The sequence below is a fragment of the Paraburkholderia dinghuensis genome (assembly GCF_003837865.1).
In the GTDB taxonomy this organism is placed as follows: Bacteria; Pseudomonadota; Gammaproteobacteria; order Burkholderiales; family Burkholderiaceae; genus Paraburkholderia; species Paraburkholderia dinghuensis.
In genome coordinates, this window is record NZ_RQIS01000013.1 from 150,838 (window position 1) to 174,472 (window position 23,635).

Consider the following 23,635-nt stretch of genomic DNA (forward strand, 5'->3'; position numbering starts at 1 on the left):
CAATCTGGCACGGCCGTTCGTACACTTCGGCAAATGCAGCATTATTTCCGCTTAAGCAGATGGCGAACAGTCGATCTAGAGTTGGCAGATAACAGGTCATCTCATAGCGATGTTCCCGCTACATATTCAGTATCACGAATTAATCACATCAGCGTCGAAATTATCAATTTCGATCCGGAATTCGCTGGTTTGCTCGCGCGGATCGCTAATGCGTAACGCACCAACGCTCCGAGTATCGTGCGAAATCACCATTCGCGTTTTCGAACGATTATGCGCGGAGCGACCCTTGCCGGATCCGCTCCGATTAATACTTGAAGTAAATAGATACTTATAGATTCACTGCAAGGCGCCCGAAACCGTTGGCTTCATTCGCCTCCGGCAAAGTCGGGTCAAGACGCCCGACCGCTTCAAGCAACTGACGGCCCGTCGTCGTCAACGAGAGCCTCCGGTGACCTCCCCCGCGCTGCTCCAGCGCGATCAGTCTGCGTTCGAGCAGCGTGTGGAGTTCACCGCGATTCATGTCGATCTGCTCCGGCGAATGGCGGACCAGCATCAGCGTGGCAATTTCATGCGGACTCAGCAAAACATCGTCTCCCAGTAACATTAATGCCGCGACCAGGGGCACAGAACCACACATGTTGACGGCTAAATGTGACAACGTCATGACTGTCACAGTCCGTCTGGGACGAGGTGAAATCCAACGCTGTGTTGATTGGCGTCGGCGTTGCCATTTGCGTTGCCGCGCGCCACGCTTAGTCCACCGGCGTCCCCGCGCATTCCTCGATCAAATCCTTTAACCCCGCCGCAATCCGCACGTTCGCATCGTCGTTGTTGAGCAGCCCCTCCTCGCGCTGCGGCCCGCCGATGCCCACGATGATCACCGCCTGCGCCGTCCGCTCACGCAGCCGTCGCACGAGATTGCGCAAATACGGCGGCGATTCGGGCGCATCGAGCGACGCCACACAGATCATGCGCGTATCCCGCGCATCCACCATCGCGGCTCGTGTGCTGCGCACCTGCTCATAGCTCGTCGTCGTGCAAGCGATGCCGCGCCGCGTGAGCAGTTGTGCAACGATCGCAGCGACAACCGTATCGAACGCGCCACGCCCCGGCACGCACAGCACCGCGTTGGGTCCAGCCATCTCCCGACTGGCCGTTTGCACCCTGCCTTCGCCGGGACTTTCGTCAGCGGTGGCATGTCGTGAATCATCGACGGATTCCAGGTCCTCCACGATATCGAGCAGCGCCTGATTGATGCGTTCGACCTGTTCCGCGGGCAGCACACCGCGCAACGCATCGTTGCGAGCGAAGCGCAGGCCTTCGAGCACCACTTGCTCGTAGTAGTCGATGAGCGGCATGCCCGCGAGCAGCCGGTCCGCCTGCAACAGCGCTTCGTGGGGATCGTCGGCGAGCAGGCGCTGGTAGCACATTTGCGCAGGCGTAAGCGCGGGCTGGTCACCTAGCAGAATGGTCAGAAAATTCAGCTTGTCCACATAGCGTCCAAGCGTGACGAAGCACAGCGTGAGCGGCGTCGAGAGCACGAGCCCGATCGGCCCCCAGAGCCAGGTCCAGAAGATCGCCGCGACGACGACCGCGAGCGGCGACAGGCCCGAGTGGCGCCCGTAGAGCAGCGGCTCCGCGAACTGCCCCGCCGCTATGTCGACCACGATAAAGAGAAGCAGCGTCAAGACGCCCATGGTCCACTGCGGCTGGATGGCGGCGGCCAGCACGGTCGCGAGCCCCGCCGCGATCCAGATGCCGATGTACGGCACGAAGCGCAGCAACGCCGCCATCGCGCCGAACAACAGCGCACCCGGCACGCCGATCCCCGCGAGCCCGATCGAGATGACCGCCCCCACCGAGACATTCAAGCCCAGTTGCGCGACGAAGTAGCGCGAGAGCCGCTGGGATGCGTCGTTGATCGCCGTGGTGGTGCGATGCAGATCGTCCGAGCCGAACAGGCTGATGAGGCGGTCACGCAAGTCCTCGCGCTGGAGCAGGATGAAGATCGTGACGACAAGCACGATAAGGCCCGTTTCGAGCGGCGCGATCACAGGCGAGATGGCCCTCAGCGCGAGCTGCATCGGCGTAGGCGGGGGCGTGCGAACCTCGACCGGCGTCGGCACGGCGGGCGCGTTGCGCGCGGCGCGCCCATGCAGCTGCGGCGGCGCGGGCGGCGGCGCGGGCGACACGCGCTGGAGCGCCGTGGACGCGCGACTCATCAGCGAATCGGCGCGGCCAACCGTCTTTTGCTGCACCGTCTGCAGCTTCTGCTCGATCTCGTCCTGATATTGCGGCAGGTCGGCGGCAAGCTGGACGATCTGCGCCCCGATCAACGTACCCACGCCCCCCAGCGCGAGCACCGTGGCAAGCACGGCAAGAAAGATCGACAGAAACTGCCCGAGGTGCAGGCGGCGCAACGTCCTCACGAGCGGTGCGAGCAGGAAGCTCAGCAGCACCGAGAGTGTGATCGGAATCAGCACCGCACGGCCGAAGTAAAGACCGCACACCACGACTGCGCCGATGATCACCGACGCGAGAGCATGCAGCGTCGGCGGGCTCGGCGGAAAGACGCGGTTGTGCCGGCCCTGCGGCGGCACCGGAAGATTCATGTCGTAGCGAGGGAATTTCATGAGTCGATCGGGCAAGCGGCGCGCGGACGGCACACGGCCTTCCTCACGATTTGCCCGAGGTGATCTCCTGGTTACGCGCGGTGAGGAACTGGATCAGGCCATCGATGCCGCCCTGCTGGATCTCCTCGTTGAACTGCTGACGGTAGGTCTGGATGAGCCACGCACCGAGCACATTCAGGTCGTAAAGGCGCCAGCCCTGCGGCGTCTTGTATAGACGATAGTCGATCTCGACGGGCTTGCCGCTCGTCTGCGCAAGCGTGCGCACGACGGCATCGGTGTCGCCGGGTGACGAGCGCATCGGCAGATACTCGATCTGCTGATCCGGCTTCAGTTGTGCCAATGCGCCGGAATACAGGTGGATCAGCAACGACTGGAACTCCGTCTCGATCCTCTGTTGCTGCTCAGGCGTGGCCGTGCGCCAGTGACGGCCCATGGCGAGCTGCGTGGTGCGTTTGAAGTCGACGTAAGGCAGGATGTCCCGGTCGACAATGCCGCGGACGCGCGCAATGTCGTCCGGTGCGATCGAGTTCGTCCGCACTTCGTCCAGCACCTGCTGAGTCGCGGTCTTGATGAGCGCCTGCGGATCCGACTGGTCGACGGTGGTCTGCGCGAACGCGCTCACGCCCGGCGCAAGCCCAGCGAGCAGCGCGATAAACAGGAATAGCCTTTTCATCGAGGTCTCAAAAGGTGAGTCGTGCAGTCGCGCGCCGATGCGCGTGCGGCGACCGCACCCGCGCGAGCGCGCCGGATACCCTTCAGTCTATAAGTTCAGGCCGGGCGAGGTAGGGCCGCTGCACCGGCCGCGGCGCGCATGTATCGGCAACACCACTCAGTCGAACAGGCACGTGCCGTCGTGCACCGCTGTCTCAGTCGGATCTGGCGGAAAGAAGGTGTATCCGTCGCTTCGGTGCCTCCCCCCGATACGTGCGAAGCACAGAGGTGGTTCAACGGGAAGCAAGGCCCGTACCACACTGGGAAGCACCTCGAGCGCCGTCTCGCCACCTCGCAGGTTCTGCAAAAACTACAAAACCCGACGCCAGGACGCGGCAAGTCAAGTATTGGCACCCGCCTGGTCAGTCGCGACACCCGGGTCCGCCCGTCGAACGAGACCCCATTCTCAAGCGGCCGCACGAACGTGCCGTTAACACGCTGAGGTATCCACCATCGTGACGGAGTCTTGCTTGAACGGTAAAACGCTCGCCCTCAGTGCCCTGGCATCCACGCTGCTGTTGAGCGGCTGCATCAGCGACACCCGCGTCGCTGCCAGCCCTGCCCGGCCCAACGCGGTCGTCGCCGCACCGCCGCCACCGCCACGGCAGGCGGTTGTCGTCGCGGAGCCGGTCTACGTGCCCGAGCCTCACGACGCGTATATTTCGGTCGCCCTCGACAGCGACATCGTCTTTGCAGGCGGCAACACGTATATCTGGTATCTCGGCCACGATGGCCGGCGCTATCGTCACTTTTACGGCCATGGCGATCTGCGTGGCGAAGTCATGCACCGGCGTGCGAATCTACGGCTCGTCATGACGCACCACGACGGTCACCTGCCGATGCAGAAGGTGCAGATGGCGCCGCCTCCCACGAGGCACGCCCCGCCGGCCGGCCAGCCACACCCGCCCGAGAAGCATCAGCCACCCCAGGCACGGCCGCAGCAGCAGGCACATCAGCCGCACCAGCCGCCGTCCGGCAAGCCGGCGCCCACCGCAAACCGCACAGCCGACGAGAACCATCCGGTGCAGCCGCATAGCTGAGCCACGCGTGAGCCGCACGCAAGTCCGGCATGACCGGACGCCCTCGCGGCTCACGCGCCGCTAAGCTTGCTCGCGTAAACCGAAGCGGCAACCGGCCGCCCGAACAGATAACCCTGCTGACGCTCGCAGCCGAGCGATTTGAGGAACGAAGACTGTTCGGGCGTTTCCACCCCTTCGGCCGTGACGTGCATGCCGAGCGAATGCGCCATCGCTACGACGGCCTGCGTGATTGCCGCCGAATCGCGGTTATCGGGCAGCCCCATGACGAACGAGCGATCGACCTTGAGATGATGTAGCGGAAAGCGCTTCAGATAAGAGAGCGACGAGTACCCGGTTCCGAAATCATCCACCGAGATCCGCACGCCGAGGTCGCTGATCGCGCGCAGCATCGGTAGAACGGACTGACTGTCATTCATCAGCAGTCCTTCCGTAATTTCGAGTTCGAGGCCGGAAGGATCGAGTCCGGCCTGCGTCAGACAGCGTTCGACGTGCTCGACGAGTCCTTCGGTAAACTGCCGCGGCGACAGGTTCACGGCCATCACGAAATCCGGCGCGATCAGGCGGCGCCACTGCGCGGCCTGGCGGCAGGCGTGCTCGAGTACCCATTGGCCGATGCCGATGATCATGCCGGTGTCCTCGGCGATCGGGATAAATTCGGCGGGCCGGACCGTGCCCAGTTCGCCGCTTTCCCAGCGCAGCAGCGCTTCGGCGCCGATCGTGCTGCCCGTCTTGCCGTCGACGATCGGCTGGTACACAAGCCGCAATTCCCCCGACGCGAGCGCGCGCCGCAGCAACTGCTCCAGCAGGTAGCGGCGCTCCAGGCGCTGCCGTAGTTCAGCCGTGAAGAACTGAAACTGGTTGGTGCCGCGTTGCTTTGCGACGTACATCGCAGAATCGGCGTTGCGCATGAGCGCGGCAGCGTCGGTGCCATCGTCGGGATAGCGGCTGATGCCGATCGACGCCCCGAGGTAATACTCGTTGTCCGCCACTTTGAATGGCACGGCGATGGCGTCGAGCACCTGCTGCGCAAGCGCGATCAGCTCGCTGCCGCCCTCGTGCCGGCGCACCGCGATCACGAATTCGTCGCCGCCCACGCGCGCCAACGTGCCGGCATCGCGCACGCATTGCGTGAGCCGCTCCGCGACGACGCGCAACAGCGTGTCGCCTGCCTCGTGGCCACCCGTGTCGTTCACCTTCTTGAAACCGTCCAGATCGACGAACAGCAGCGCGGGGCACGTCGTACCATCGTCGCTTTCGAGCCATTCGCGCATGCGGTCGGCAAGCCAGGTGCGATTGTAGAGGCCGGTCAGCGGATCGCGCGTCGCCAGGTACTGGAGCTGTTGCTGCGCCTCACGCACCGCGCCGATGTCGGTAAACGACACCACGACCGACGACGCCTCGGTTTCGCCGGGCCGGAAAATGGGCAGCACGTTCTCGCTCACCCAGACGATCTCGCCGTTCGCGAGTTCCAGCCCCGTCGTGCGCCCGATGATGGACTGTCCGGTGCTCTGCGCGAGCATGCTGGGACGACGCGCCACGCTCATGGGCTGCCCGTCTTCGTCGAGCACACGCGGAATCAAGGTGAGGATGCTCTGGCCGATCACGTCGTCGGCCAGGCGCAGAATGCGGCGCGCACTGCGGTTGCATGCGAGCACGGTGTCGTCGCGCGATTGCACGACGATGCCTTCGTTCAGATGATCGACTACGAGCCGGTAATGCTCTTCGCTCTCGGCGAGGCGATGTGCGATGTTTGCCTGATTGAGCAGCGCCGCGACGCTCAGCCCGATTTCGCGCAACAGGCCCTCGGTCGCCGCGTTTGGCCGCCACGGCACGCCGCGATACACCGCCAGCGCGCCCATCACACCGCCCGCGTCAGTTTCGAGCGGCGTCGTCCAGCACGCGCGCACGCCGCTCTTCACCGCGCCATCCGCAAAGGCGGCCCACGCAGGATCGGCGAGCAGGTCTTCGACGGACACCGTCCTGTTCTCGTAGATCGCCGTGCCCGACGGCGTGCTGTGCGGACCAACAGGTGTCCCGTCGATATTGCGGCGATAGTAATCCGGAAGCGAAGGTGCACTGCCGAGACGGATGTGCTGTCCGTCGGCGTCGAGCAGCAGAATCGAACAGATTGCGCCGTCGCCCAGCAGCCGCTCGGCGTGGGTGCACAACTCCGCCAGCAATTCGGGCATCGGCATGCCGCGTGTGATGAGCCTCAGCACATCGCGCTCGAAGGCGAACGCATCTTCCGCCGAACCGGCACGGTGACCGGCGCCCCCTGCCGGCGCCCCGCCCATGCCCCCGATCTTCCAGGAATAGCTCGTCCCCACGCTTTCTCCTGATGTAACGGCAAATCCGCGCTATCGCGCGCTTTTAACTCAAGCGTTGCTGTCCGGATCGCCGGACCGGGCTGAGGACGTCTTCACATCCGCATGCCTTCTCTTTGTGATATCGGCAGATATGGCGGCTTCTTGACGCACCAGACGGGACTGGAAGCGTTCTCCGCGCGTGCAACACGGCTTCCGTGGGGACGGCTGCGACATATATCACGTTGCGATATAATTCGCGGCTTGCGGCGTATTGTCGCCTCCTGATTCAGAACCAGGCCGCCGTTCCGCTCCTTCCAGATAGCTTTCGATCGTGTCACTTCTGAACCTTACCCGTTGGCTCGCCGGATTCGCCCCCGCCCGTATTTCCATCAGCTGGCGCGAGCGCGCGCGCTCGAGCGGCGGCGCGCTGTTCGGCATCGCGCTGACCGGCTTTATTGCGCACCGGCTGCTCGGCCCGGACGCGACCTTGCCTTTCCTGATCGCGCCAATGGGCGCCTCCGCGGTACTCCTGTTCGCCGTGCCGGCGAGCCCGCTCGCACAGCCGTGGTCGATCATCGGCGGCAATCTCGTTTCCTCGACGGTGGGCGTGACCTGCGCGCTCCTGATTCACGATCCTGTCGAGGCTGCAGCGGTCGCCATCGCGCTCGCGATTGCGGGAATGTTCGCGTTACGCTGCGTTCACCCGCCCTCGGGCGCGGTTGCGCTTACGGCCGTGCTCGGCGGACCTGCGGTCCGTGCGCTCGGATATGAATTCGTGATTGAGCCCGTCGCGCTCCAGTCCGCAGTGCTGCTGGGCTCGGCGCTTGTCTATCACGCCGCGACGGGGCATCGTTATCCGCATGTGGCCGTCAAACCGGCGGATCGCAACGCGCCCGCCCAGCGCGGTTTTTCGCGTGACGACCTGGAGGCGGTGCTGCGCGGACGAGACGAAATACTCGACGTCGATCCCCGGGATCTCGAAGCGGTTCTGCGCGAAGCGGAAATCCGTGCCTATGCACGCACATTCGGCGAGCTGACCTGCGCCGAAGTGATGACGCGCGACGTCATCAGCATCTCGCCCGACACGACCGTGCGTGAGGCACGTCGCCTGTTGCGGCGACACGATATCAAGGCGCTGCCCGTGGTGGATGCGCAGCGTCACGTTAAGGGCATCGTCACGCGCGCCAATCTCGCGGATGGTGGCCGCAATACGCATCCGGGCCGTCTGCTGGCCGCGCGCGCTGCGCGCTGGCTCGCGCCGCTGGCGGGAACGGACGAGCCCGTGCATACGCTGATGAGTGCGCCCGTGCGCACGGTCGCCACGACAACACCGATCGCGGATCTGCTGGCGATCTTCGCGGGCCGCGGCCACCACCACGTTCCGGTCGTCGACGCGCACAAGCGTCTCGCGGGCATCGTCACGCAGGCGGACCTGATTTCGGGTCTTTACCGGCAGTCGCAAACCGAACAGCCGCTCGCCGCCTGATTTGAGCACTCTTATGTAAGCGCTATAAGTGCTATCACTATTGCCCTGGCACGCGAAAATATATCATATTGTGATACATTTATGAGCTTCTCTGTCCCACTGGATCATCCGATGAAAAGAGGCATGCGTGCGCTCGCCAAGAGCGATTACGAGCAACTGTCCGAGTTCCGCTACCAGATGCGGCGCTTCGAGCGCTTCTCCGAACGCGCGGCTCAGGCCGAAGGTATCACGCCGCTCCAGTATCTCCTGCTGCTCCACGTCAAGGGTTATCCGGAGCGCGACTGGGCCACCATCGGCGAACTGGCCGAGCGGTTGCAGGCGCAGCATCACGGCGTGGTCGCTCTCGTATCACGCTGCGAGGTGCTTGGCCTCGTCGAGCGCCGCGCCAGTGAACGCGATCGCCGCCAGGTCGAAGTCCACCTCCTCCCCGACGGCGAAAAACTGCTCGCGCGGCTCGCCGAACTCCATCGCGCTGAACTGCGCTCGCTCGAAAGCGCCTTCACGATTCCGCAAATTGATCTTTGACTGCCATGCACGCCGATTCCCACAAGCGCGATTTCTCCGCCAATAACCGCCTGCCGGGTGTCGCCGCGCTGGCGGCAGTGATCGGCGCCGTAGCGACGCTCGCCGCCTTCGCGCTGCTGAGCCTGATTCATTTGTTCACGAATCTGTTTTTCTTCGGCCGCTTTTCGTTCGCCGATCATTCGCCCGCGCTCAACACGCTCGGCCCCTGGGTGATCCTGATTCCCGCCCTCGGCGGGCTGATCGTCGGCATGATCGCGCGCTTCGGGTCCGAGCGCATACGCGGTCACGGCATCCCCGAAGCCATCGAAGCGATACTGTTCGGCAAGAGCCGCATGTCGCCGAAAGTGGCCGTGCTCAAGCCGCTTTCGTCAGGCATCGCGATCGGCAGCGGCGGGCCATTCGGCGCCGAAGGTCCGATCATCATGACGGGCGGCGCGCTGGGCTCGCTGCTCGCGCAGTGCGTGAGGCTCACCTCTGCCGAACGCAAAACGCTGCTCGTTGCAGGCGCGGCCGCAGGCATGACCGCCGTGTTCGGCACGCCCGTCGCGGCCGTGCTGCTCGCCGTCGAACTGCTGCTGTTCGAATGGCGGCCCCGCAGCTTCCTGCCCGTCGCGCTCGCGTGCGCTGTCGCGGGATTCGCGCGCGCCGCGTTCTTCGGCGTCGAGCCGCTGTTCGCACTTCAAACCCCGCCGCCCCATGCGCTTGCGCTCGGTTCGTGCGTCATCGCAGGGCTGTTGTCCGGTGCGCTCGCGTCGGGGTTGTCGGCCGCGCTCTACAAGGTCGAAGATCTGTTCGGACGCCTGCCTGTTCACTGGAGCTGGTGGCCGGCGCTCGGCGGCCTCGTCGTCGGCATCGGGGGATTCTTCGAGCCGCGTGCGCTCGGCGTCGGCTATGACGTCATCGGCGATCTGCTGAATCTGCACATCGTCTGGCAGGTTGCGATCGGCATCCTCGTCGTGAAGGCCATCATCTGGGTCGTCGCGCTTGGCTCCGGCACGTCGGGCGGTGTGCTCGCGCCGCTTCTGATGCTCGGCGCAGGACTCGGCGCCGTGCTCGGACACCTGTTGCCCGGCGCCGATCCCGCGCTGTGGCCGCTCGTCTGCATGGCAGCGACGCTCGGCGCAACGCTCGGTGCGCCGCTCACGGCTATCGTCTTCGCGTTCGGCCTCACGCATGACAGCAACGCGCTGCTTCCGCTGCTCGGGGCTACGCTGATCGCGCACGGCTTTGCCACCGTCGTCATGAAGCGCTCGATCATGACCGAGAAGATCGCGCGACGTGGGTATCACATCTATCGCGAATACGGCGTCGATCCGCTCGAACGTCACTATGTCGACGAGGTGATGTCGCACAACGTCGAGACGATCGACGCCGATACCACCGTCGCCGACGCCCTCGCGACCCGCTTCGGCGCGGCGCAGACGCGACGCGCGTGGCCCGTCGTGCGTGACGGCGTGGTGCTCGGCGTCGTGGATCGCGCGGCGCTAGAAACCCTGCGTGGCGATGGCGCCGACAAGACGCTCGGCGCGCTGCTCGCGTCCCGCGTGCCCGACGTCGCAATGCCCGAGGAAACGTGCCGCAAGATCGCCACGCGGCTCGCGATTCATGGCCTCGAACGACTTCCTGTCGTCACCGACCGCACGACGATGCGACTCGTCGGCATTGTCTCGCGCAGCGATCTGGTCAAGCTCTCGCTGACCCACTTCGAGGAGGAACACAAGAAGGAGCGGTTTCGGCGTATTCGCATTGGCAACGGCAAGAGGAGGTTTCCTCCCGTGCATAAAGCGGGGTGAGTGCATGCACTCGCGCATTCTGCTCGTCGCCGTCAGCGCATAGGCTTATGCGCGCCGCCGCCGTGCGGGCGACTCGGCAGGCGTGGCGGGGCTGGGCTTGGCGGTTAGTTGCGAAAAGAAGCGGCACGGCGCGGGGGAATCACAAACGGGCCGGAGATCGCGCGACGACACAAGAATATGATTCAGCGACGATTACCGGGGAGACAACTCGCGGCCAGGCCGTAGTCGGCCGATTCTGTTGAAAAACTCGAGCACCGGACGAGGGCCGTCATATCCCGCGTGCAAACTCCGGGTCGCGCGTGCTGCGTCGATGGCCTTCGCAGACGCGTAGCGGGCCCGAGGCGCGATTTCTCGTTCGGGGGGTAGCCGCGGAAAGCAGGACATTCAGTCAAGGGCTCATAGACCGAAATCGCCCCTGCGAGCCTCCCGATTCCGGGTTTTTCAACAGAATCGGCTAACAGCGGTCAGTCGTGAATTGCTTCAGAATACGGGCAGATGAAGCGACTCCACTTTTTGTACAACCGCAATTCACTGAGGCTACAAATGGTTAATTCGTCTGCTATTGCGACAGTCTTTTCTGTCTATGCGGCAGCTGTCGTCATTCCCGGGCCGAACTTCGTCGCAATCACTCAGAAGGCGGTAGCCGGCAGACGCTCCGATGCGCTGGCGCTTGTCGCCGGAATCGTGACGGTGAATCTGTTCTGGGCGACTTTCGCCATCCTTGGTATCGGAATGGTGTTCGCTATTTTCCCGTGGCTCGCTGTCGGCATCAGGCTTGCTGGCGCGGCCTATCTGATCTGGTTCGGGCTGCGGCTCGTTGTGTCGGCACGGGCAATCCCCTCAGGAGCACGTCACCCAACGAAGGAACCTCTGTTTCGTGCCGCGTTCCTGCAAGGTATCGCGACAAATATCGCGAACCCGAAGTCCATCGCCTTTTATGCGGCGGTGTTTTCCTCGGCGGTGCCCACGCACGTTTCCATGCCGACGTTCTTCGCGGTACTTGCTACTGTCGGTGCAACAGCGACGTGCTGGTACGGAGCAGTCGCGCTCGTTCTATCGCACGCGGCGATTGCGACGGCGTATCGTCGCGCGAAGGCATGGATCGACCTCACATGTGGAGGGCTCATGATTGCGCTGGGAATCCGGCAGGCATTTCGTTAACAAAGCGCCCGGCGGAGCCTGTCTGAACGGCCGCATTGCGTATGGGCGACCGTCCCTTGCGGGTCGAACAGAGCCCTCGCCGGAAATCTGCGAAGAACCAGGAATCTCCCGGTCACCATCACATAGCACCGCGCTCGATGGGTTCGCAGTACTTCAAACACTCGAAATACGACATCCAGAACCGGCGCTGAACACCCGATCACTTGTAGCCGCCTGCTGGAAGTGACCGCCGCTTTCACGTGCGCACACTGCGCCAGTTGAGTGCGGCAAAGTGCCCGCCGCACTGCTGCGGTGCACCAGCCAGATTCCATCCCTTTCCCGCACAGCCCCGTCCAGCAACGCTTTGCGCCGTTGCTGCAAGTTGGCACAGTGTTTGCGAAAAGGCTCTCGCCTCCCGCAATGACGCGGGAGCCTTTGAGCGGCGAGCACGAACTTCGCGCACCGCTCTGCATCGCGGCAGCGCGTCCCGCACGACGCTCGAAACTGCCAACCCTTGTCGGGCAATGACGTTCGACGTTCGTCGCAACCGGTACATCTCCAACCGGCGCGATCCAACGACGGAGCCGACATGGACCGCAGCTTCTGGCGCAACGGCCATACCCCCACGCTGTTCTCCGCTTTCCTCTACTTCGACCTGAGCTTCATGGTCTGGTATCTGCTGGGACCGCTGCAGATCCAGATCGCGCAGACGCTCGCGCTCACGACACAGCAACGCAGCTTCATGGTCGCCACGCCCATTCTGGCGGGCGCGATTCTGCGCGTGTTCATGGGCATGCTCGCGGACCGCATCGGCGCAAAGCGTGCAGGACTCCTCGGTCAGGTGTGCGTGATCGCGAGCTTGCTCGTGGCGTGGCGGCTCGGTCTGCACTCGCTGCCGCAAGTGCTGCTCTTCGGCCTCACGCTCGGCATTGCAGGCGCGTCGTTCGCCGTCGCACTGCCGCTCGCGTCGCGCTGGTATCCGCCGCAGCACCAGGGCACTGCGATGGGCATCGCCGGCGCGGGCAATTCGGGCACCGTGCTCGCCGCGCTTTTCGCACCCGCGCTCGCTGTCGCGTTTGGCTGGCAATCGGTGTTCGGCATTGCGTGCATTCCGCTCGTCGCAGCCCTCGTCATCTATATGGTCTGCGCGAAGGACGCGCCGGGTTTCGTCGAGCGCAAGCGCTTCTCCGACTACGCACGCATGCTGCGCGGCGGCGATACGTGGTGGTTCATGTTTTTCTACTCGCTCACGTTCGGCGGCTTTTCCGGCTTCGCGAGCGCGCTGCCCGGCTTCTTCCACGATCAGTTCGCGTTCGACGCAAAGCTCGCCGGGTGGGCCACCGCCGCGTGCGTGTTCGCCGGTTCCGTGATGCGTCCATTCGGCGGCCTGCTCGCCGATCGCATCGGCGGCACGCGCTCGCTGCTCAACGTTTTCGCCGCCGTGACCTTGCTCATCGGCACGGCCGCGTTTCATCCGGGCGGGCCAGTCGTCACCGTGCTGCTCTTCATCGCCGCGATGCTGTGCCTCGGCGCGGGCAATGGCGCCGTGTTCCAGCTCGTGCCGCAGCGTTTTGGCAAGGACATCGGCGTGATGACGGGGCTCGTCGGCATGGCGGGCGGTGTCGGCGGCTTCGCGCTCGCGGCGAGCCTCGGCGCGATCAAGCAGGCCACCGGCAGCTACGCGTGGGGTCTCGCGCTCTTCGCACTGCTTACCGCTCTCGGCTGGGCCGGAATGAGCAACGTGAAGCACCGCTGGCGCAATACGTGGTCGCTGGCCGCGGCGCGCGTCTGAACACACAACCGACTACGCACGAGGAACATTCCATGAATACGCATCCGAAGCTCGTCGTCATCGGCAACGGCATGGCCGGCATCCGCACGCTCGAAGAACTGCTCACGATCGCGCGAGGCCACTACGACATCACCGTGTTCGGCGCGGAACCGCATCCGAACTACAACCGCATTCTGCTCTCGCCGGTTCTCGCCGGTGAGCAGAACTTCGACGACATCGTGCTCAATCCGCTCGACTGGTATGCACAAAATGGCATTCATCTGCATCTGGGCAGGCGCGTCGAGCGCATCGACCGGGTACGGCGCGTGGTTGTGGCGGAGGACGGCACCGAAGCGCCCTATGATCGCCTGCTCATCGCTACCGGTTCGACGCCGTTCATTCTGCCCGTGCCAGGCAACACGCTCAAAGGCGTTGTCTCGTATCGCGACATCTACGACACGCAAGCGATGATCGACGCCGCGGCCGTCAAGCAGCATGCGGTGGTGATCGGTGGCGGCCTGCTCGGGCTCGAAGCGGCCAACGGACTCAAGCTGCGTGGCATGGACGTGACCGTCGTGCATCTCGCCGACACACTGCTCGAACGGCAATTGGACGCCACCGCGGGCAAGCTGCTGCAACGATCGCTCGAGACACGCGGGCTGCGTTTCCTGCTCAACAAGGCGACGGCCGAAATCACCGGCAACGACGCGGGCGAAGTGACGGGCGTGCGTTTCGCCGATGGCGAATCGCTTCCGGCCGATCTCGTCGTGATGGCAGCGGGCATCCGGCCGAACACCGCACTCGCTGAATCTGCGGGGTTGTATTGCTCGCGCGGTATCGTCGTCGACGACGCAATGCAGACCTACGATCCGCGCATCTACGCCGTGGGCGAATGCGTGAACCATCGCGGCGTCGCGTACGGTCTCGTCGCCCCGCTGTTCGAACAGGCGAAAGTGTGTGCGAACCACCTCGCACTGATGGGCATCGGCAGCTACAAGGGTTCGGTGCTCTCGACGCGGCTCAAGGTGACCGGCATCGAGCTCTTTTCTGCGGGCGATTTCGTCGGCGGTGCCGACACCGAGGAAATCGTGCTCTCGGATCCCGCGGGCGGCGTGTACAAAAAGCTCGTCATCAAGGACGACAAGCTGGTGGGCGCCTGTCTTTACGGCGATACCGCCGACGGCGCATGGTACTTCCGCCTCCTGCGCGAGGAACGCAAGCTGGGCGAGCTGCGTGAGCACCTCGTCTTCGGCGAAACGGGCATCGGCGACGCCGGCGTGCAGGGGCAGAGCCGCGCCGCCACGATGGCGGACACCGACGAGGTCTGCGGCTGCAACGGCGTATGCAAAGGGACGATCGTGAAGGCGATCACCGAAAAGGGCCTCTTCACGCTCGACGACGTGAAAAAACACACGAAGGCATCGAGTTCGTGTGGCTCGTGCGCGGGTCTCGTCGAGCAGATTCTCATGAGCACGCTCGGCTCCAGCTTCCAGGAAGCACCGAAGACGAAAGCCATCTGCGGCTGCACAATCCACAATCACGGCGAGGTGCGCAAGGCCATCCGCGAACATCATCTGCTCACGCACCGCGATGTCTACGATTTCCTCGAATGGAACACGCCGAACGGCTGCGCGACGTGCCGCCCCGCGATCAACTATTACCTGCTTTCGACGTGGCCGCGCGAAGCCGTCGACGATCCGCAGAGCCGTTTCGTCAACGAACGTCTGCACGCCAACATACAGAAGGACAACACGTTCTCAGTAGTGCCACAGATGAAGGGTGGCGTGACGAATGCATCCGAACTACGCCGCATCGCCGATGTGGCCGACAAGTACCACATCCCGATGGTCAAGGTCACCGGTGGTCAGCGTATCGATCTGCTCGGCGTGAAGCAGGAAGACCTGCCCGACGTCTGGCGCGATCTTGGCATGAAGTCGGGCCACGCTTACGGCAAGTCCATCCGCACGGTGAAAACCTGTGTGGGCAGCGAATTCTGCCGCTTCGGCACGCAAAACAGCACGCAGATGGGCATCGACCTCGAAACCATGCTCGCCAACATGTGGTCGCCACACAAGGTCAAGCTCGCTGTCTCGGGCTGTCCGCGCAACTGCGCCGAAGCGGGCATCAAGGACGTGGGCGTGATCGCCGTGGATAGCGGCTGGGAACTCTACGTGGGAGGCAACGGCGGCATCAAGACGGAAGTAGCGCAGTTCCTCTGCAAAGTGAAGACAGCCGACGAAGTGAAGGAGTACAGCGGTGCATTCCTGCAGCTTTATCGTGAGGAAGCGTATTACCTCGACCGCACGGTGCACTACATCGCGCGCGTGGGGCTCGATTACGTGAAGCAGAAAGTCGTGGAGGACGCCGCCAGCCGACTCGCACTCTACGAGCGTCTGCTGTATTCGCTCGACGGTCTGCAGGACCCCTGGGAGACGCGCGTCGGTGGTACTCAGCGTCATCAATACATTCCGCTCAAGGTCATCGCCTGAGGTTACGCATATGGATATGAAAGCCACTCCCGTCTGGACGCGTGTATGCGAAGTCACGGACATTCCGCGCCTCGGTAGCCGCGTGGTCGAACGCGACGACGGTAACGTCGCGATCTTTCGCACTGCACTCGACACTGTGTTCGCCCTGCTCGACCGGTGTCCGCACAAGGGCGGTGCGCTCTCGCTCGGCATCGTCCACGGCGAGAGCGTGACGTGCCCCCTGCACGCGTGGAATTTCGACCTCGCGAGCGGCAAGGCCCACGCGCCCGATGAGGGTTGCGCGCGACGCTTCCCGGTGCACGTCGAGGACGGCGCCGTATTCATCTGCCTGGACTGACGACCATGACGACCGTGACGCGCTCCACCTGCTGCTACTGCGGCGTCGGCTGCGGCGTGCTGATCGAAGCCAGCGACGGCCGCATCACCGGCGTGCGCGGCGACCCCGACCATCCCGCGAACCGTGGCTTGCTCTGCAGCAAGGGCATGGCGCTGGCCGACACAGCACGAAGCACCACGGGCCGCGCGCTGCAGCCCGAGTTGCGTGTCCATCGCGACATGCCGCGCGAAGCGGTCGAGTGGCCGGTCGCGCTGGACGCGGTTGCGGAACGCTTCGCGCGCATCGTCGAGCAGCACGGTCCGGACGCCGTCGCGTTTTATGTCTCCGGGCAGCTACTCACTGAGGATTACTACGTTTTCAACAAACTCGCGAAAGGTCTGATCGGTACGAACAATATCGATACGAATTCGCGCCTTTGCATGTCGAGTGCGGTAACCGCGTACAAGAAGGCCTTCGGCGCGGACGGTCCGCCCACCTGCTACGACGATCTCGAACGTGCCCGCACCGTGCTGTTCGCGGGAAGTAATGCGGCGTGGGCGCATCCGGTCGTGTTCCGCCGGCTCGAAGCGGCGAAGGCCGCGGACCCGTCGATCCGCTGGATCGTCGTCGACCCTCGCCGCACCGATACGGCCGCGATGGCCGATCTGCACCTCGCGATCGAACCGGGAACCGATGTCGCGCTCTTCAACGGCATGCTGCATCACCTGATCTGGGAAGGGCTTGTCGATCGCGCTTACATCGACGAACACACCGAGGGCTTTGATGCGCTCAAGTCGGCCGTGCGGACGTTCACCCCTGCTATCGCCGCCGAATTGTGCGGCATTGCGGAGGAAGACCTGATTCAGGCCGCCGTCTGGTTCGGCGCGAGCGACGCGGCGCTGTCGCTCTACAGCATGGGCCTGAACCAGTCGAGCCACGGCACCGACAAGAATCTCGCGCTCATCAACCTGCATCTCGCCACGCGGCAGATCGGCAAGCCAGGCGCGGGGCCGTTCTCGCTCACAGGCCAGCCCAACGCGATGGGCGGACGCGAAGTGGGCGGCATGGCGACGATGCTCGCCGCGCATCGCGACATCGGCAACGCGGCGGACCGTGAAGAACTCGCGCAGCTGTGGGGCGTACAAGCGCTTTCGGCGCGGCCCGGCCTGCCCGCCGTCGAGATGTTCGAAGCGCTGCGCGCGGGCACGATCAAGGCGGTGTGGATCGTCTGCACGAATCCGGCTCACTCGATGCCCGACAACGCTCGCGTGCGTGAAGCGCTCGACAAGGCGGAATTCGTCGTCGTGCAGGAGGCGTTCACGCAGACCGATACCGTGCCTTATGCGGACGTCTTGCTGCCTGCCGCCTCGTGGGGCGAAAAGGACGGCACGGTGACGAACTCGGAGCGCCGGATCTCGCGCGTTCGCGCGGCGATCGACGCCCAAGGCGACGCAAAGCCCGACTGGTGGATCGCCGTGCAAATCGCGCGGCGTATCGAGCAGCGGCTCGACCGCCAGCGTGAGGCGCCGCTTTTCGCATTCGATACGCCGGAAGCCATCTTCAACGAACACCGGCGACTCACCGAAAACCGCGATCTCGACATCGGCGGCCTGAGCTACGCGCTGCTGGACGAACGCGGCCCGCAACAGTGGCCATTTCGTGCGGGCAGCGAACAAGGCGAGGCGCGCCGCTACACCGATGGCCGCTTCGCCACCGACGACGGCCGCGCCCGCTTCCACGCGGCGCGCTATCAACCGCCCGCCGACGCCATCAACGCGCGCTTTCCGTTGCGCCTCACGAGTGGCCGCCTGCGCGACCAGTGGCACGGCATGTCACGAACAGGCCGCATCGGCAGGCTCTTCATGCACGCGCCCGAACCGACGCTCGACATCCACCCGGGCGACGCTGCGCGACGCGGTCTGAGCGAAGGCGATCTCGTGCGCGTCATCAGCCGACGCGGCGAACTCGTGCTGCCCGTAAGGCCGACCGACGACGTGCGCTCGGGCACGCTGTTCGCGCCGATGCACTGGAACGCGCAGTTCATGTCGAGTGGCGGTGTCAACGAGGTCACCGATCCCGCCGTCGATCCAGATTCGTTGCAGCCGGAATTGAAGCACGCGGCCGTGCGCATCGAACCTGTCGCGTTGCCATGGCACGTGGCGGCCGCTCGGCGAGGTGACGCGCTGGCGCTGCAGGCGGCGGTTCAACCGCTGCTCGGCGCGTGCCGCTACGCGGCGCTCGCCATCGAAGACGACCTCCTGATCCTGCGCGCAGCCGATACCGCCGCGCCCGCCGGTTGGCTCGACAGGCTTTACGCCGCGCTCGATCTTCCCTCCGGCGACGACACGCTCGAATACCGCGACGCGCGCCGAGGCCTTGACAAGCGCGCTCTCTGGCGCGAAAACGTTATCCATGGTTTCGTGCTCGCGGGCGAAGTCAGGCAGGCCGATACACTTTTCGCCGCCGTGCGCTCGGGCGAACCGTGGCGCGGATCGCGGCTCAGCGTGTTCGCGGCGCGCCGCGCCGGGGAGACCGCCAGCGCGCCACGAGAGCGCATCGTCTGCAGTTGCATGCAGATCAGCGAAACGCAAATCCAGGCGGCGATCGCGCGCGGCGCTTCCATGCCGGAGCTAAAAACGTCGCTTGGCTGCGGCACGGTTTGCGGATCGTGCGTGACCGAACTGCGGCGCATGTGCGAGACCGCCGCCATCGGCGGATGAATAACAGCTACGACAAGACACTCCAACCCGCCATCCGACATGCTGCGTGTACTGCTCGTCACCGACACCGACAAGCCCATCGGCGATCTGCGCGAAGCGCTCGCGCGACTCGGCTATGAGATGCTGCCCGACCCGGCCACGCCGCAGGATCTGCATCGCGTGGTCGAGCACGCGCGCCCCGACGTCATCATCATTGATACCGAATCGCCGTCACGCGACACGCTCGAACAACTCGCCGTGATGAACGCCACCGCACCGCGTCCGGTGGTGATGTTCAGCAACGACGCCAACCAGCAACTGATCCGCGCGGCCGTGCATGCGGGCGTGACGGCGTATCTCGTCGAAGGGCTCGCGGGCGAGCGGATCGCGCCGATCCTCGAAGTCGCGCTTGCGCGATTTGCGCAGGAAACGCAGTTGCGCGAGCGTCTCACGCAGGCTGAGAACGAACTCGCAGAACGCAAGCTGATCGACCGCGCCAAGCGGCTCTTGATGGAACGCCAGAAGATGACCGAGCCCGACGCCTACGCCGCGCTGCGAAAGCACGCCATGAACCGGAGCGTGAAGCTCGCTGAGGCCGCTCGCCAGATCGTCGACGCTGGCGGATCGAAGGAGTGAAGCAAAGCCCATGAACCCGAACGCTCTCTCCCCTAACGCGTCCGCGCTCGCGCCGCCCGAGAAGTCGCATCTGAAGATCGGCTTCGTGCCGCTCTCCGACGCCGCGCCGATCGTCGCTGCGAAGCTGCTCGAATTCGGCCACGCGCACGGGCTAACGCTGGAACTGTCGCGCCAGCCTTCCTGGGCCGCGCTGCGAGACAAACTGGTGTCCGGCGAACTCGATGCCGCGCACACGCTCTACGGACTCGTCTACGGCCTGCAACTCGGCCTCGGCGGACCGCAGACCGACATGGCGCTGCTGATGGTACTGGCGCGCAACGGCCAGGCCATCACGCTCTCGAACCGGCTCGCCGACGCCCTGGCCGTTCACGGCACGCTGCCGCGCGCGCTTGCCTCGCTTGGACGCAAACCGGTCTTCGCCCAGACCTTCCCCACCGGCACGCACGTGATGTGGCTCGCCTACTGGCTCGCCGCGCAAGGCGTGCATCCGTTGCGCGATGTCGAGAGCGTCGTCATTCCCCCGCCGCAGATGGTCGCTGCGCTCGCGGCCGATCGGCTCGACGGCTTGTGCGTCGGCGAACCCTGGAACGCGCTCGCGGAGCAAAACGGTGTGGGACGCACTGTCGTTCAGAGCGGCGCGATATGGCCGGATCATCCGGAGAAGGTGCTCGCCTGCCGCCGCGATTTCGTGCATGCGTATCCGCGTACCGCGCAGGCGCTCGTGCGCACGATGCTGGAAGCGTGTCGCTGGCTCGACGGTGCGGGTCATCGGCGGGAAATCGCACAGTGGCTTGCGCAGCCGGAATTTTTGGGCGTCGACGCTGCAGTGATTGCATCCCGGCTGGAGCAAGGTATGCGCTCCGATGTGCCGCCGGTGCGCTTCTTCGACGATGGCGCCGTCAACTATCCGCGCGCTTCCGAAGGTGTGTGGTTTCTCACGCAGTTCGAGCGCTGGGGCATGCTGGCACGGCGCGACGACTATCACGAGATCGCGCAGGCGCTCAATCAGACCGCGCTCTACCGCGAAGTGGCGCAGTCGATGCGGATCGATTCGCCCGCCGAATACCTGCCTCAAGTGTTGATCGATGGCTGTCGCTGGGATGGCGGCGATCCGCACGCGTACGTGGACGGGTTCACGATTCGCGGCGCGCACGCCTGAGCCCTCGGGCGTGTGCTGTCTGCGGTAAGGTGCGGCACTTACGCGTGGCCGCCCCCCAACTACGCCCGCCATTCACGCGCGACGCGACAGTTCGTGCGCGTCTTGCAGCACGTCCGCATCACACGATGCCTCGCCGATGGCCCCGCCCACGAGGATCACCGCCGGGCTCACAATCCCGGCCGCGCCGGCCAGCCGCGCGATGTCGTCGAGCGTGGCGACCACGCGCCGCTCCCGCGTCGTGCCGGCCCACTCGACGATGGCCGCGGGCGTTTGCACCGGCAACACGCCACTCAAGGCCGCGGCGATGTCGGCGAGCCGGCTCGCACCCATGTAGATGGCGAGCGTCATGCCCGTGCGCGCGAGCGCGGGCCAGTCCGGCGATGTACCGTCGCGCAGGTGTGCGGTCACGAATATCACCCCGGGACAATGATCGCGATGCGTGAGTGAGACACCGAGCCCGGCCGCCGCGGCAAAACCCGACGAAATCCCGTTGATCACCTCGACCTCGACGCCCGCGCGGCGCAGCTCGCTCATCTCCTCACCCGCGCGCCCAAACAGCAGTGCCTCGCCGCCTTTCACGCGCACAACGTGGCGGCCTTGTTGCGCATACCGGCGCATCAGGCGGGTAATGAAGGCTTGCGGCGTTGACCGGCATCCGCCGCGCTTGCCCACCCGGATCGCGCGCGCGCGGGGCGCGAGCGAGACGATCTCGCTGTTCACGAGATCGTCGATGAGCAGGACGTCGGCCGCCGCAATGGCTTTCGCCGCCCGAAACGTCAAAAGATCGAGATCGCCTGGACCGGCGCTGACCAGCGTGACTTTGCCTGGTTTCAATGTAGCTCTCCGTATGGGCGGGAGCCGGTGAAAAACGGCGTGCCGCCCGTGCATGCACTGGGGACGCCGTTGTCCTGAATGACTGCGCGTAAAACAAGCCGCGTACGTGCTGAGCCGGCTTCGTTGCCGGTCGCGTTCTCCGATGCAAGAACGAGGCCAGCGTGCCCTGGGCGCGTCGACCGCGCGTGCTGCACGCGCTACGCGCGCGGGCGGAAACCCGGCCCGGATACCGAACCCTGCCTCGCACGCGTGACGTGCGCGCGAGCACCGCGCTGGTGCCGCGCCGCCCGCTTCGAGCAACATGCGCACTGGATACCAGGTACCACGGCGGTCAACCCCGGATGCGGGTAAACCGTTGACTGTCCAGTACAATGGCGTGCCCCAAGGCACGCTGGGCGGACACGTAAACGAAAGAAGCAGGTATAGAACGATGCGAGCAAATCTTCCGGGCTACGGATTGACGACGATACGAACAGGCATCTGCGCCGCCGCACTCTGCGTGCTGACGGCCTGCGCCACTCGGCTCGATCCTGCGCCCGTCGTGGACATGACCGGTCGTGGTACCACGTCCGCACCGGTGCCGACAGCCATCGCGCCCGTCGCAAGCGCACCCGTCCCGCTCCCGCCTGTGCCGCCCGGTTTCTATCGCGTCAAACCCGGAGACACGCTCTCTGGTATCGCCCGGTCGCATGGGCAGAGCAACCGCGACGTCATCGCCTGGAACAACCTCTCCGATCCGAACCACATCGAAGTGGACCAGGCGCTGCGTGTAGTGCCGCCGCAAGCAGGCGGCACCGGCGTGACGCCTGCATCCGCATCCGCTTCCGCGCCCGCGCCGGTAAGTTCCGGGCCCGCCGTCGCCTCAACCGGCGCGCCGGCAGAACCGGCTATGCCAGCCGCCAGCTCCATCGCCCTGGGCTGGCCCGCGCGTGGCCCGCTGCTCTCCCGCTTTGACGAAACGCGGAACAAGGGCATCGACATCGGCGGCACCGTTGGTGAGCCTGTGCGGGCGGCCGCCAACGGCCGGGTGGTGTATGCAGGGAATGGTCTGCGCGGATACGGCAATCTGATTATCGTGAAAAGCGACGCGAGCTTTCTGACCGCTTACGCACACAACCGCGACCTGAAAGTGAAGGAAGGCGATTCCGTGACGAAGGGCCAGCAGATCGCTGAAATGGGCAATTCGGATTCGGATCGCGTCAAGTTGCACTTCGAGGTGCGGCGCGACGGAAAACCCGTCGACCCCATGCGGTATTTGCCGCCGCAGTAAGCGCAATAGCGCGGGTGCTTGCGGCGCGCTGCTGGCGAGCCGCATTGAGCGGCCTGGTTTTGCGATATGATAAATCCGCCCGCGCTCTGACGAGGCTCGATGAAGGGTAAGTTTTCAGCGGGACTCCAGCCGCCCCCACCGTAAATCCGCGCAAACGGACTGTCCGAATGAACAGGGCCTTTTCTGTGTCTTCCAACGAATCCTCGTTGACCGAACAAGGCCCCGCAAGTAGCGCCACCGAGGGTGTTCACCTCGACCTCGGCTGCGGAACCCGTCCGCACAATCCGTATGCGAAAACGAAGGTTTACGGCGTCGATATAAGGCCGCTCTCTGTCCCCTGAACCGTTGAAATAAAGTGCGCCAATCTTGCTGTCGAGACAATTCCGTTCGACGACAACCAGTTTGATTCGGTTTCGGCCTTCGATTTTCTGGAACACATCCCGCGAATACTTTCAAGCGCCGACGGGAAATCCACAATTAATCCATTCATCAATTTGATGAATGAAATCTGGCGCGTACTTAAACCCGGTGGACGATTCTATGCGCTGACGCCTTGTTATCCGGCCAAAGTCGCGTTCCAGGATCCAACCCACGTGAACATCTTGACCGATACGACGCACCACTATTTCACGGGTGCACAGCCGCTGGGAAAAATGTATGGATTCGCTGGATCGTTCCGCGCGATCAAGGCTGAATGGACGATACCGGAACTCGTTCAAACCGCTACCGAACTAAGCTGGCGTCAGGAAATGTCCCGAAAACGTCGTGCAAAGCGGGGAGCGCTTTCGTATTTTCTCTGGGATTTTGAAGCGCAGAAGTAACTATTC

General features: G+C 64.5%; 18 protein-coding genes. 13 read left to right on the forward strand and 5 right to left on the reverse strand.

Features of this window, described 5'->3' with window-relative positions; translation table 11 throughout:
• Positions 1-328: 328 nt before the first annotated feature.
• The 3 genes from D1Y85_RS18560 to D1Y85_RS18570 form a co-directional block, all read right to left on the reverse strand.
• Positions 329-664 carry a hypothetical protein gene (locus D1Y85_RS18560; RefSeq protein ID WP_246024967.1) on the reverse strand — a complete coding sequence of 112 codons (336 nt, stop codon included), beginning with the start codon at positions 662-664 and terminating at the stop codon, positions 329-331.
• A gap of 88 nt (positions 665-752) precedes the next feature.
• Positions 753-2,612, reverse strand: coding sequence for an AI-2E family transporter (locus D1Y85_RS18565; protein ID WP_124152566.1), 1,860 nt, complete (start codon positions 2,610-2,612; stop codon positions 753-755).
• Positions 2,613-2,676: 64 nt separating this feature from the next.
• On the reverse strand, positions 2,677-3,306 hold the full coding sequence (locus D1Y85_RS18570; RefSeq protein WP_124152541.1) for an MlaC/ttg2D family ABC transporter substrate-binding protein: 630 nt from the start codon (positions 3,304-3,306) through the stop codon (positions 2,677-2,679).
• A 508-nt stretch (positions 3,307-3,814) separates the two neighbouring features.
• On the opposite strand from D1Y85_RS18570, the gene D1Y85_RS18575 reads away from it, so the two are divergent.
• A complete protein-coding gene (locus tag D1Y85_RS18575; RefSeq protein ID WP_124152542.1) occupies positions 3,815-4,384 on the forward strand; it encodes a hypothetical protein in 570 nt (189 codons plus the stop codon).
• A gap of 50 nt (positions 4,385-4,434) precedes the next feature.
• Here D1Y85_RS18575 and D1Y85_RS18580 read toward each other — a convergent pair whose 3' ends face one another.
• Positions 4,435-6,678 (reverse strand): bifunctional diguanylate cyclase/phosphodiesterase, encoded by a 2,244-nt coding sequence (locus D1Y85_RS18580; protein ID WP_124152567.1) that lies wholly within the window; start codon positions 6,676-6,678, stop codon positions 4,435-4,437.
• Positions 6,679-7,021: 343 nt separating this feature from the next.
• Here D1Y85_RS18580 and D1Y85_RS18585 point away from each other — a divergent pair, with 343 nt between their 5' ends.
• From D1Y85_RS18585 to D1Y85_RS18630, 10 genes are all read left to right on the forward strand, one after another.
• Complete coding sequence (locus D1Y85_RS18585) at positions 7,022-8,176, forward strand: HPP family protein (RefSeq protein WP_124152543.1); 1,155 nt, start codon at positions 7,022-7,024, stop codon at positions 8,174-8,176.
• A gap of 111 nt (positions 8,177-8,287) precedes the next feature.
• Positions 8,288-8,701 (forward strand): MarR family winged helix-turn-helix transcriptional regulator, encoded by a 414-nt coding sequence (locus D1Y85_RS18590; protein WP_124152544.1) that lies wholly within the window; start codon positions 8,288-8,290, stop codon positions 8,699-8,701.
• A 5-nt stretch (positions 8,702-8,706) separates the two neighbouring features.
• On the forward strand, positions 8,707-10,494 hold the full coding sequence (locus D1Y85_RS18595; RefSeq protein ID WP_124152545.1) for a chloride channel protein: 1,788 nt from the start codon (positions 8,707-8,709) through the stop codon (positions 10,492-10,494).
• Between the two features lie 543 nt (positions 10,495-11,037).
• On the forward strand, positions 11,038-11,655 hold the full coding sequence (locus D1Y85_RS18600) for a LysE family translocator (RefSeq protein ID WP_124152568.1): 618 nt from the start codon (positions 11,038-11,040) through the stop codon (positions 11,653-11,655).
• 568 nt (positions 11,656-12,223) lie between these two features.
• The gene (locus D1Y85_RS18605) at positions 12,224-13,426 is read left to right on the forward strand and encodes an MFS transporter (protein WP_124152546.1); all 1,203 of its coding nucleotides are present in this window, start codon (positions 12,224-12,226) and stop codon (positions 13,424-13,426) included.
• Between the two features lie 32 nt (positions 13,427-13,458).
• Complete coding sequence (gene nirB, locus D1Y85_RS18610; RefSeq protein ID WP_124152547.1) at positions 13,459-15,894, forward strand: nitrite reductase large subunit NirB; 2,436 nt, start codon at positions 13,459-13,461, stop codon at positions 15,892-15,894.
• A 10-nt stretch (positions 15,895-15,904) separates the two neighbouring features.
• Positions 15,905-16,231, forward strand: a complete 327-nt coding sequence (nirD, locus tag D1Y85_RS18615; RefSeq protein ID WP_124152548.1) for a nitrite reductase small subunit NirD — start codon at positions 15,905-15,907, stop codon at positions 16,229-16,231.
• A 5-nt stretch (positions 16,232-16,236) separates the two neighbouring features.
• Positions 16,237-18,930 carry a nitrate reductase gene (locus D1Y85_RS18620; RefSeq protein ID WP_124152549.1) on the forward strand — a complete coding sequence of 898 codons (2,694 nt, stop codon included), beginning with the start codon at positions 16,237-16,239 and terminating at the stop codon, positions 18,928-18,930.
• A 39-nt stretch (positions 18,931-18,969) separates the two neighbouring features.
• Positions 18,970-19,545: an ANTAR domain-containing response regulator gene (locus D1Y85_RS18625; RefSeq protein WP_124152550.1), complete on the forward strand. Its 576-nt coding sequence runs from the start codon at positions 18,970-18,972 to the stop codon at positions 19,543-19,545.
• Between the two features lie 10 nt (positions 19,546-19,555).
• The gene (locus D1Y85_RS18630; protein ID WP_124152551.1) at positions 19,556-20,704 is read left to right on the forward strand and encodes a CmpA/NrtA family ABC transporter substrate-binding protein; all 1,149 of its coding nucleotides are present in this window, start codon (positions 19,556-19,558) and stop codon (positions 20,702-20,704) included.
• A gap of 72 nt (positions 20,705-20,776) precedes the next feature.
• Here the strand turns inward: D1Y85_RS18630 and cobA are convergent, their stop codons facing one another.
• Positions 20,777-21,592: a uroporphyrinogen-III C-methyltransferase gene (cobA, locus tag D1Y85_RS18635; RefSeq protein ID WP_185219036.1), complete on the reverse strand. Its 816-nt coding sequence runs from the start codon at positions 21,590-21,592 to the stop codon at positions 20,777-20,779.
• A gap of 376 nt (positions 21,593-21,968) precedes the next feature.
• Here cobA and D1Y85_RS18640 point away from each other — a divergent pair, with 376 nt between their 5' ends.
• Positions 21,969-22,808 carry a peptidoglycan DD-metalloendopeptidase family protein gene (locus D1Y85_RS18640; protein WP_124152569.1) on the forward strand — a complete coding sequence of 280 codons (840 nt, stop codon included), beginning with the start codon at positions 21,969-21,971 and terminating at the stop codon, positions 22,806-22,808.
• A gap of 350 nt (positions 22,809-23,158) precedes the next feature.
• Positions 23,159-23,629, forward strand: coding sequence for a methyltransferase domain-containing protein (locus tag D1Y85_RS18645; protein WP_124152570.1), 471 nt, complete (start codon positions 23,159-23,161; stop codon positions 23,627-23,629).
• Positions 23,630-23,635: the final 6 nt, after the last annotated feature.